This is a genomic window from Corallococcus exercitus, assembly GCF_003611585.1.
In the GTDB taxonomy this organism is placed as follows: domain Bacteria; phylum Myxococcota; class Myxococcia; order Myxococcales; family Myxococcaceae; genus Corallococcus; species Corallococcus exercitus.
Window position 1 is genome coordinate 1 of the sequence record NZ_RAVW01000878.1, and the last position, 528, is coordinate 528.

The window sequence follows — 528 nt, forward strand, 5'->3', positions numbered from 1 at the left end:
CGCCTTATCGTCGGCAGCGTCAGAGGTGTATAAGAGACAGCCGCCACCCCGACCAACAGCCTGGGCAACGGCATCAAGTCCACGGGGGAGAACGAGTACGAAGTCCCCAAGGCGGAGATCGACAAGACGTTGAGCAACCTCAACGACGTGGCGATGCAGGCGCGCATCGTGCCCGCCTTCAAGGACGGCCAGGCGGTGGGCTTCAAGCTGTTCTCCATCCGCCCGGACAGCATCTATTCGAAGATCGGCGTCCAGAACGGTGACGTCATCCGCCGCATCAACGGCTTCGACATGAACAGCCCTGAGAAGGCGCTGGAGATCTACTCGAAGCTGAAGGACTCCTCCCGCATCGAGATCGAGATCGAGCGCAACGGCGCGCCGATCCGCAAATCCTACAACGTCCGTTAAACACCCCCGTCAAAGCGCCCGCTCCTCCATGAAGACGACGCTCCCGTCCTGGCTGCTCTGTCTGTGCCTCGCGCTCTCCGGCTCCGCGTGGGCCCAGCGCCGTCCCACCCAGCCCGGTAC

The 528-nt window shown here is 63.1% G+C and carries 1 pseudogene; it reads left to right on the forward strand.

From position 1 onward, the window contains the following. Positions 1–51 precede the first annotated feature (51 nt). Positions 52–408: pseudogene (gene gspC / locus D7W79_RS42660) on the forward strand (type II secretion system protein GspC); the annotation flags it as partial. Between the last annotated feature and the right edge of the window lie 120 nt (positions 409–528).